Source organism: Gardnerella washingtoni (assembly GCF_049262705.1).
In the GTDB taxonomy this organism is placed as follows: domain Bacteria; phylum Actinomycetota; class Actinomycetes; order Actinomycetales; family Bifidobacteriaceae; genus Bifidobacterium; species Bifidobacterium vaginale_D.
On sequence record NZ_CP058398.1, the window covers coordinates 1,637,768 to 1,648,524 of the forward strand.

Genomic DNA, 10,757 nt, shown 5'->3' on the forward strand with positions numbered 1-10,757 from the left:
TATAAAAATTAACTAAAAAATTTTCTGTTTCGCTTCTTATGAAGAATAAATTATTCTTTTTTCTGCAATTATCATAAAGTTAAAAAGAAAAAAATTAATTTTTTCAAAAAACGATTTGTCGAATGTCATAGAGTTGGATATACTCTAACAACATACCGGAAGACGGACATCATCCGGGGAATGAGAGGAATCATGAAAAATACAAATGCAGGTAAGCTGACTGTATTTGCCGCAGCTGCACTTTCTGTTGCAATGCTGCTTGGCGCTTGCGGTGGTGCTACTAACAATGCTGGTAAAGCAGGTATGACTGCTGAACCAGCTGCTGGTGTTGACACTTCTTACACTGGTGAACTTCCAATGCCAGATGTCAACAAGCGTTACGATAATCCACAATCACGTGACAACGTTAAGGACGGCGGCACTTACACCGTTGCTCTTCCTGTTCTCGGTCCAAACTGGAATTACGCTTCTAACGATGGTAACTCTGGTTACATGGCTACTTTGTGGGGCTTCTACCAGCCAAATCTTATGGCTTACGACACCGTCAAGGGTGAGAAGCTTAAGTACAACCCTGACTACATCACTTCCGTTAAGAAGGTTAGCGATAAGCCACTCGTTGTTCAGTACAACCTGAACCCAAAGGCCAAGTGGAACGACGGTACAGAAATCGACTACACCGCATTTAAGGCTACTTGGCAGGCTTTGAACGGCAAGAACAAGGATTACTCCGTGCCTAGCACCGAAGGTTACGACTGCATTCAGTCTGTTGAGCAAGGCTCCAGCCCGAAGCAAGTAATCGTTAAGTACGATAAGCCATGCGCAACATGGGAAATGCTTTTCGCTCCACTGGTTCATCCAAAGGCCGGTGACGTTAAGACCTTCAACCAGGGTTGGGTAAACAATCCTCACAACGAGTGGGGTGCAGGTCCATTCCAGATTGAATCCGCAAACGAAAATCAGGTTGTCTTCACTCGCAATCCAAAGTGGTGGGGCAAGAAGGCAAAGCTCGATAAGGTCGTTGTAAAGCGTATGGAAGATACTGCAGCTTTGAACGCCTTCCAGAATGGCGAAATCGATGCTGTAACCGATAGCATTTCTTCTAAGGACGCAATCAAGTCTGCTCGTAGCGTTAAGGGCGCTCAGCTCCGTTATGGCTACAGCACCAAGGTTCGCGTGCTTAACTTCAACGCTAAGTCCAAACCACTTAACGAACTTGCAGTTCGTAAGGCTGTTGTTCAGGCATTCGATGTTGCTACCTACAACAAGGTTCAGTTCCAGGGCATGAACTGGAAGAGCGAGCAGCCAGGTTCTGAGCTTCTCTCCATGTTCCAGGCTGGCTACAAGAACAATCTTCCTGCTGACGGAAAGTACAACACCGAAAACGCTAAGAAGACCCTTGAAGCTGCTGGCTACAAGATGGGCAAGGATGGCTACTACGCCAAGAATGGCAAGACTCTTGAGATTTCCTTCACCTTCTTCGGCGACGATTCTACTCAGGCAGCTCTTGCTAACGCATTCCAGGCCATGATGAAGAAGGCTGGAATTAAGTGCAAGACTGTGAACCAGGCTGTTGCTAAGTTCTCCGAGGTTGTTGCTTCTCACAAGTACCAGGTGCTTCCATTGGCATGGCAGTCCACATCTCCATTGAGCTTCTTGTCTTCAGCAAGCCAGGTTTACAAGTCTGACAGTGATTCCAACCTCGGTCTCGTTGGCAACAAGAAGATTGATGCCATGCTCGATAAGGTCGGCAAGACCTACGACTACAAGGAACAGACTGAGTATGCAAACAAGGCAGAGTCTGCAGCTCTTGCACTCTACGGCACTCTTCCAGTTTCCGCTCCTCCTATTTACCAGGTGTTCAAGAAGGGCTTTGCTAACAACGGCCCTGCTGGTTACGCAACCACCTACCCAGAGGATATGGGCTGGCAGAAGAAGTAAGCTTGTAAACGCTTATATGCAAAGCTTTACTAAGCTAACTGTTTAGTTTATAACGAGTGGCGTGTGGCCTTTGGGCTGCACGCCATTTTTATGTTTCTGCTATGGTCGCATGTATTCGTGTTAGTTTGCGAAGTGTGGTGTAATTATGCAAACGTAAGTGAACTCTATGATGCGCGAGCAATTGCTGCATAAAAGAATGTCAGGAGTTGCAAAGAACAGTGTAGAATGAACAATAAAATTGAGAAACTCAGCAACAAAGGAGCGGCTGGCGCATGTACGTCAATCCAAATCAACGCAAAGATGCGAGTAATATGCGCTGGATATTGCAATACTGCAAGCCGGATATGTGGAAAGTAGGCGTATCGCTTATACTTTTTATCATTAATGACACAATGGCAATGATTATGCCACTTCTTGCTGGTTTTATTGTAGACAAAATTATTATTGGCAAACAGCATAATCTACTTCTACAAGTATGTGCGCTTATGATTGTGTTGACTATGGTAAGAGTTGGTACGCGTTATGCATACCAATTACTTATGGAAAAATTCGGTCAAAATGCCGTGTATCGGCTTGTAAGTGATGAATATGAAAAATTACATTCGCTTGATTTTACATACTTCAATCACACGCGTACTGGCGATATTATGAGCCGTATGACGTCTGATACTGATGCCATACGTCACGTACTAAGTTGGGTATCATATCAGGCGTTGGATTGTGTAGTCATGTTTGTGTGTGCGCTAAGCATTATGACATCAATCGAGTGGAAACTTGCATTAGCTCTCGCGATCACAACGCCAATACTATTTGCGTTAACTCGCGCGCTTGGAAAAAGCGCTAGACCAAAATTCCTTGCAATTCGTGAATCATTTGCACGCATGAACTCAATGGTAGAAGAAAATATTGAAGGGAATCGCGTAGTAAAAGCTTTCGTGCGAGAACCTTTTGAAACGCAAAAATTCAACGAATGCAATGAAGATTACTATAAGCGCAATATTATTTTGGCGAAAAATACGTGCAAATATATGCCATGGATTGATGGCATGGGGTTCATACTTGAGCTTATTACAGTAGGTTTAGGTGGCTGGTTAGTACTCACTGGCAGTATGACTCTAGGCGCTTTTGTGACGTTTAACAGTTTTCTATGGATGCTTAATATGCCGGTAAGAATGTCGGGGTGGCTTATAAATGATTGGCAACGTTTTAATGCAGGATGCGTGAATATTAGAAAACTACTCACAGAAGAATCGCATTTATGTTTGCCAAAACCTGTTAATAAGCAGAAGCACATGCGCGGATCAATACGCTTTGATCATGTAGATTTTGCGTTCCCTGACGACGTTGAAACACCTATTTTGCATGATATTAATCTTGATGTTCCTGCGGGTAGCAAACTTGGCATTTTAGGAGAAACTGGAGCTGGAAAATCAACTTTAGTAAGTCTTATAGCGCGATTTTACGATCCGACGCAGGGTAGTGTGCTTATTGATGGAAAAGATGTACGCGAATGGCAGCTCGATACTGTTCGTAGCCAAGTGAGCATCGTAGCTCAGGAAACTTTCCTGTTTTCTGATACTATTGCAGGAAATATTGGTTTCGGAATGCCTTCTGATAATGAAAGTGATCAAACGTTCAATAAAAATATTCGTCGAGTAGCGCGTATTGCATCTGCGGATGAGTTCATTATGAGCATGCCAGAAGGCTACGAAACAGTAGTGGGTGAACGTGGAGTAGGTCTTTCTGGCGGTCAAAAACAAAGACTTAGTCTTGCTCGCGCTTTAGCAAACAACCCTTCAATCCTCATTATGGACGACACTACTTCCGCAGTAGACATGGAAACAGAAGCACATATTCAGCAAGAGCTTAAAAAACTCGACGGTACGCGAACAATAATCACCATTGCGCACAGAATATCATCCGTAAAAGATGCGGACATGATCGTGGTATTAGATCACGGGAAAATCATAGAGCGTGGCACACATACTGAGCTTGTTGCAACACACGGAAGATACTGGGAAATCTATAGAAAACAGCTGGGATTGCAAACTGGTGATGCTGCAGGATTTGAAAATTCGCAGGTAGAAAATTTACTAGAAACTAAGGGGGAGTAGCAGATGGCGCAACGTAACACTTTTCGTGAAGACGAAAGTCAAGAAGAACGCATCAACGTGCGCGAACTGCTACGCGTGCGCAAATATATGAAACCATACTTTTGGCAACTAGTGCGTATAGTTTTGGTAGTTATTGGTGCAAGTTTAATTATGACCGCTATGCCAATGATTACCAAAATGCTTATAGATGAAGTCTTGCCGCATAAAAACGTCGCATATTTATACGTAATCATTGCTGTATTTGCTGTACTCATTGTGTTCTATGAACTCGGATTAGCCTACAGAACATTAGCAATTACGCGACTTGGTCAGCTTATGATTAAAGACATGCGTCGAGACGTTTTTACGCATGTGCAATCATTATCATTTGACTACTTTGATTCACGTCCACACGGTAAAATCCTCATTCGCATAGTAAATTACATCAATACACTATCGGATACGCTTTCATCGGGTTTAATTAACGTATTTTCAGATCTTTTCGTACTTATTATCACCATGATTGCTATGTTCATTATTGACTGGCGTATGGCGTTATGGAGTCTAGTGCTGTTCCCAGTATTCCTGATTTGGACGCGCACGTTGCAAATACTGCAACGAAAAGCGTCGCGCAAACTATCAAATAAGCAAAGCAACCTAAACGCATACTTACATGAATCAATCGCAGGTGTAAAAACCACGCAAACTTTCGCACGTGAAGCAGAACAATACGCTACATTCCAAGAACAGCAGGCAGACGTTCGTAGCGCTTGGATGCGAAATGTAAGTGTACAATTGCTGTTATGGCCAGGAGCATTCATTATTGAAAGCGCCGCAATCGCGTTGCTGTACTACGTGGGAGTTATGAACATAGGCAATATAAATGTAACTACCGGTACGCTTATAGCTTTCGTATGGTATTCAAGCACGTTTTGGGAGCCAGTAGTAAATATAGGTAACTTCTATACGCAATTAGTAACTTGCTCAGTATATCTTGAACGGATTTTTGAAACGCTAAAAATCAAACCAAATATTACTGATAAACCAAATGCTTCAGAACTACCACCAATCCAAGGCAAAGTTGATATCAACGACGTAGTATTTCGTTACGAAGAAAGCGGACGACCAATACTCAACTTAGTTGATTTACATGTTAAACCAGGGCAAACAGTAGCATTAGTAGGACCAACTGGAGCTGGCAAAACAACACTTGTCAACCTGCTCTCCAGATTCTACGACGTTTCAGAAGGTTCTATCACTATTGACGATAACGACGTGCGCTCAGTAACCCTATCATCACTGCGCAAACAAATGGGTGTAATGCTACAAGATACCTTTATCTTCAGTGGTACTGTGCGAGAAAACATTCGTTACGGAAAACTCAATGCTACAGACGAAGAAATTGAAGCTGCAGCTCGTGTAGTGCACGCACATGAGTTTATTGAAGGATTACAAAACGGATATGATACCGAAATTGAGGAAAGGGGAGCCACGCTTTCTGCAGGACAAAGGCAACTTATTTCTTTTGCGCGCGTGCTTTTAGCAAATCCGCGCATTCTCATTCTCGACGAAGCAACCAGTAATATTGACACGCGCACAGAGGAAGCATTACAAGCAGGATTAGCTCAATTGCTCAAAAATCGCACATCTTTTGTTATCGCGCATAGACTTTCAACTATTGAACGAGCAGATATAATCTGCGTCATAGACCATGGGCAAATCGTTGAGTGCGGTACACACGCAAAACTTATGGCAGCAAAAGGTGCATATTATCGTCTTGTAGAATCACAATACGCAGCAATTAGGCAAACAATTGTGTGAGTCCACAAAATCAGCGCATCAATAACATAACAACACACACGTGGCTACACTAGTACGTATGAGTAAACATCATCGCGAACATAATTGGGCACCAGATTTAACCAAACAATCTGCAGTATGGGAAAATCTCATAAAAAACGGCATAACAATTGCAGACGATCACACGCACATGCTCAGCGTCGTTGATTTTGCGCATAGTCTCAACCAAGAATTAATAGAAAAAGGTCGCGATGTAATAGCAGAACCAACTCCAGATGATTTGGTTGAGCAGGCAAAATCTGCTGGAGTTTCCAACATGCTAGAAGTTGGATGCGAATACCCAGATTGGGAGCCGACAATTTCGTTTGCTGCATCGCACGAGGATTCAGTTCGTGCAGCAATTGCAATACACCCAAACGAAGCAGTCTTACACGGACACAGGGGAGCGACAGGACCCGATGGGCTTCCAGTTATATACAAGCCGTATCATGACATACCATTCGATGAAGCAATGCAACACCTACATTCACTGGTGGTGGCACATCCCCAAGAAGTAGTCGCTATTGGCGAAACAGGATTAGACTACTTCCGCACAGGAGAGCCTGCCAGACTCGCTCAACGCAGTGCTTTTCGTGATCATATTGCGCTCGCAAAAGAGCTAAACTTGCCTTTACAAATTCATGACCGTGACGCTCATGAAGACGTAGTAAAAGTTTTATTACAAGACGGTGCTCCGGAGCGAACAATATTCCACAGCTACGCGGGCGGCACAGATTTAGCAGAAATAGTAAAAGAACACGGCTGGTACGCTAGTTTTTCTGGAACTATAAGTTACAAAGGGAATGAAGCATTACGCAAATCTGCGCAAATTATTGGAGAAGGCCACATAACTGTCGAAACAGATGCACCATACTTAACACCAATGCCGTATCGTGGGCGACCAAACGCGCCCTACATGGTGCCATACACCTTGGAGACGCTTGCAGAAGTACTCAATATATCGTTAGAACACGCGGCGAAAGTCACTCGTGAAAATACGAGAATACTTTACAATTTCTAGTGACTTTATAACCGTTATTTCGCAGCATCTTCTTACGCTTTTTGCATGATATAGCTATTATTGTATACAATATCCAAGTACGGAAATAAAACTGTGAAGGTGTGAGGTTTATGCGACTTCTTGCTGGCATCAAGAAGAAACCTTACCTATGGAGGAACAATAAAGCATGACGAAGTCACGCACATCTGTACCATCAACTGATGGAGCGAAGGATCCTCGCAACGGAGCGAAAGATTCCGAGAAAAGCTCTAAAGCTGCTATGCTGCGAGCTGCGTCTTTTACCAAAGCGCCAAAAGTCTCGCAAAAAACAACAACTCGAGAAGAGCGTAAAGTAATTGCTCAGCAGCAAGCTCAAGAGGTAAAAGAAGCCGAAAAGCTTGTTGCAAGTGCTGTACGCGGGCCATTAGGTCGCTGGTGGGCAAAATTACAAACCAGTTCAGACCGTTTCACCTTAGGCATGGCAATTGTGGCCCTTGGTGTTGTCTACGGTGACATTGGAACTTCACCGTTGTATACCGCTCAAACATTCTTAGCAGGTCAAGGCGGATTGCAAAATATTAATCGCGAAACTGTGTACGGCATGCTTTCGCTATTATTCTGGTCAATTACGCTTATTACCACAGTGAAATACGTGTTTGTTGCAATGCGAACTGACAACAAAGGTGAAGGTGGAATTTTTGCACTCTACTCGCTTCTGCGCAAAAAAGGCGCGTGGCTTGCAATACCTGCAATGATTGGAGGTGCAGCATTCTTAGCAGATTCTGTACTAACTCCTGCAGTTTCCATTTCTTCAGCAGTTGAAGGTTTGCGAACCATTGCAGTATTTAAGCCAGTATTCTTAGAAAACGAAAATTTGTCAATGATGATTACTGTTGTTATCATCGTCGTACTGTTTTCTGTGCAACAACGCGGAACTGAGCGTATTGGTAAAGTATTCGGCATAGTAGTTATGCTTTGGTTTGCTTTCCTCGCACTAGTAGGCGTTATCAATATTGGTCAAAATTGGACGATATTTGAAGCACTAAACCCAATTTACGGCGTGCAATTCCTGTTCAGTACGCATAATGTGCAGGGATTAGCAGTAATGGGCGTAATTTTTCTTTCTACTACAGGCGCTGAAGCATTATATTCCGATATGGGTCACGTCGGGCGAGGTAATGTGTACGCCACATGGCCATTCATTAAACTTGCTTTGCTCTTGAACTACTTCGGTCAAGGCGCTTGGATGCTTCAAAATCAAGGTGATAAATCGCTATGGTCAGTAGAGGGATTAAACCCATTCTTCCAAATGCTTGAGCCAAACGTGCGCTACGTAGCAGTTATTCTTTCGGTTACTGCAGGTATTATTGCTTCACAAGCTCTGATTACAGGCGCTTACACCATGGTTTCTGAAGCTACAAGTCTTAACTGGATGCCTCATTTACAGGTGCGATACCCTGCGCGCACTCGAGGACAGCTGTACATTCCTGTAGTAAACGTGGTGTTATGCGTTGCAACAATTACAGTGCTTGCAGTATTCCGCGATTCTGAACATATCTCAGGCGCTTACGGCTTGGCGTTAACATTAACTATGTTGGCAACAACCATTCTTTTGACAGTACACATGTGGTATCAAAAGAAACGTTTTGGGGCGCTAGTATTTGCCATCATTTTCCTCATGATTGAATTGATGTTCTTCATAGCATCAATGGCAAAATTCATGCATGGCGGCTGGTTTACTATGTTGCTTGGTTTTTCCATTCTAACAATTATGGTTACGTGGAAAGATGGTACCAAGATTGAACGTTCGCAACGTTTACACATGAAGCCGAAAGACTTTCTGCCTGTGCTCGATAAATTGCATGGCGACTTTAGAATCCCTTATTTTGCGGATAATATCGTGTACTTAACGTCCGATCGTGAAATGAAACGTCTCGATACTGGTATTTTCTTCTCTATTTTTGCGGATCATCCTAAGCGTGCTCGCGCATGGTGGGCTGTATCGGTAGAAACTGACGATGCGCCATTTACTCGCGAATATTGCGTGGAAAATTTCGGTACTGATTACCTATTCCGAGTAAAAATTAAGCTCGGTTTTAAAGTTTCTCCATCAATTCCAGCATATTTGCATCAAATTATGCACGATTTATCGCATACTGGTGAATTGCCTCAACAAAAATCTGTATACCCTAAGGTGGATGCAGATCCAGACATTGGACCAATTCGTTACGTACTGCTGCACAAAGCGTTGATGCCGGAGTCGAATATTTCTGTGCGTGGCGCATTGTCTCTAAAAATGAAATACGCAATTCGACATATTGCTGGTACTCCTGTGAAATGGTTTGGTTTGGCACCTTACAATCCTGTTGTTGAAGTGCAGCCGTTATTTGTTTCCACTCGCAGACCTCCTCGTTTGCAGCGTGAAGATTGTTCACAGCGTGCAGTGCAATCTTTGCAGGGAGCTTCGGCTGTAGAAACTGCTGCAGCTATAGTAAGCGATACGCGACCAACCGATGCTGAACAGACTGCAGTTATGAATGCGCGTGATATTGCTGCTGCTAATGTGCTACTTGCGGATGAAAAGTTTGTTAACACGGGCAAAATTAGCCCTGTGCCATTAAAAGTATCGTCAAAAGTAAACGATACGAAAATCAACAATGATGAAACAAAACTTGACGCCGCGAATGTGACTCACGCAGTAGTTCAGGCTGTGGAAGATGCTGAACGTGCTGACGAACGTGCTGACGAATCTGCTAGTAAAAGTGCTAGTAAAAGTGCCGGCAGAATGGAACAAATTTCGGCAAAAAGTGGCAAGAAAAATAAAAAATCAAAATAGTTACGCATAACTATATTTGAGTGGTTTTGCGTAACTATAATCAAGCCACCTGAGCTCTTGTATACGAAGAATTGTTGCGAATATGCTGAATAGTACAGAACAATTAAGTCAATGCAATGTGAGGCAGCTTGCCAATCTGCCAGATTTTGAGCAAGTAGAGCACTTGCATCGTACTACTGCGCCATCTATACCCGCTTATAATCTCATTCACGGTCATTGCGTGGTAATCGCTACGATTTCGTGGCAGCTTGCGCATCATTGTAATATGCTGCTGAAAGCTCAGTGCGCTGCTTCGTCTGCAGCTTCACCAATGAGCCAAGTTTTACAAGAGCATGCCAAACAAGCACAAGCATGTATGCGTGAACTTATTGGTAATAATTGTGACGACTTGCCACCAGTACAAGGCGGTAGTGTACCAGCGCAGTATATTGACGAGTATGCTGCGCTCGTTGGTGGTTTATTGCACGATATTGGTACATATTTTGTGTTAGAAAGCGACGGTAGTGAGCGTGCTGGGGGCTTGCTGCGCTTTGATGGTCCGCGATATATTTTGCACGGATTGCGTGGTTACAATTACTTGATTGATTGTGGCTTTAGTGAAGACGCTGCACAATTTGCACGTAATCATACTGGCGTCGGGTTGACGCGCGAACAGGTGCTTACGCAGAAACTTCCTTTGCCGGCATCTGATTATGTGCCACAAACTATTGAGCAAGAAATCGTGATGGTCGCTGATAAATACAACAGTAAGTCCATTCCTCCTCGATTTTTGAGCGTAGAGGCATATCGACGTAAAGCCGCGCGATTTGGTAAAGAGAATGCACGTCGCTGGATGCAACTAGTCGCTAAATATGGAAAGCCAGATGTTGAGGCTTTGGCGAAGTGCTTTAATATGCGCATTGATGCGTGAGTAAGTGCGCGAACTTAATTTGGTTGCGTAAGCTTATTGTTTTCGGTTTATTGTTTCGGTTTATTGCGTAGGTTTATTTGACGTTTCATTTTTAGTTTCTTATTAATTGGTTATATATCTTCTGTAGTTTTTGTTTTTGTA

At 43.3% G+C, this 10,757-nt stretch carries 6 protein-coding genes; all 6 read left to right on the top strand.

The genetic code is table 11. The features are described 5' to 3' along the window. The first annotated feature begins 192 nt into the window (after positions 1–192). The 6 genes from HXT28_RS06470 (at position 193) to HXT28_RS06495 (ending at position 10,616) form a co-directional block, all read left to right on the top strand. Positions 193–1,938, top strand: a complete 1,746-nt coding sequence (locus HXT28_RS06470) for an ABC transporter family substrate-binding protein (RefSeq protein WP_422113414.1) — start codon at positions 193–195, stop codon at positions 1,936–1,938. A 272-nt stretch (positions 1,939–2,210) separates the two neighbouring features. Further along, complete coding sequence (locus HXT28_RS06475) at positions 2,211–4,052, top strand: ABC transporter ATP-binding protein (protein ID WP_422113415.1); 1,842 nt, start codon at positions 2,211–2,213, stop codon at positions 4,050–4,052. A gap of 3 nt (positions 4,053–4,055) precedes the next feature. After that, positions 4,056–5,852, top strand: a complete 1,797-nt coding sequence (locus HXT28_RS06480) for an ABC transporter ATP-binding protein (RefSeq protein ID WP_016637347.1) — start codon at positions 4,056–4,058, stop codon at positions 5,850–5,852. A gap of 58 nt (positions 5,853–5,910) precedes the next feature. After that, positions 5,911–6,891 (top strand): TatD family hydrolase, encoded by a 981-nt coding sequence (locus tag HXT28_RS06485; RefSeq protein ID WP_422113416.1) that lies wholly within the window; start codon positions 5,911–5,913, stop codon positions 6,889–6,891. Positions 6,892–7,057: 166 nt separating this feature from the next. Then, positions 7,058–9,706: a KUP/HAK/KT family potassium transporter gene (locus tag HXT28_RS06490; protein WP_016637349.1), complete on the top strand. Its 2,649-nt coding sequence runs from the start codon at positions 7,058–7,060 to the stop codon at positions 9,704–9,706. 82 nt (positions 9,707–9,788) lie between these two features. Continuing rightward, positions 9,789–10,616 (top strand): HD domain-containing protein, encoded by an 828-nt coding sequence (locus tag HXT28_RS06495; RefSeq protein WP_422113417.1) that lies wholly within the window; start codon positions 9,789–9,791, stop codon positions 10,614–10,616. Positions 10,617–10,757 lie beyond the last annotated feature (141 nt).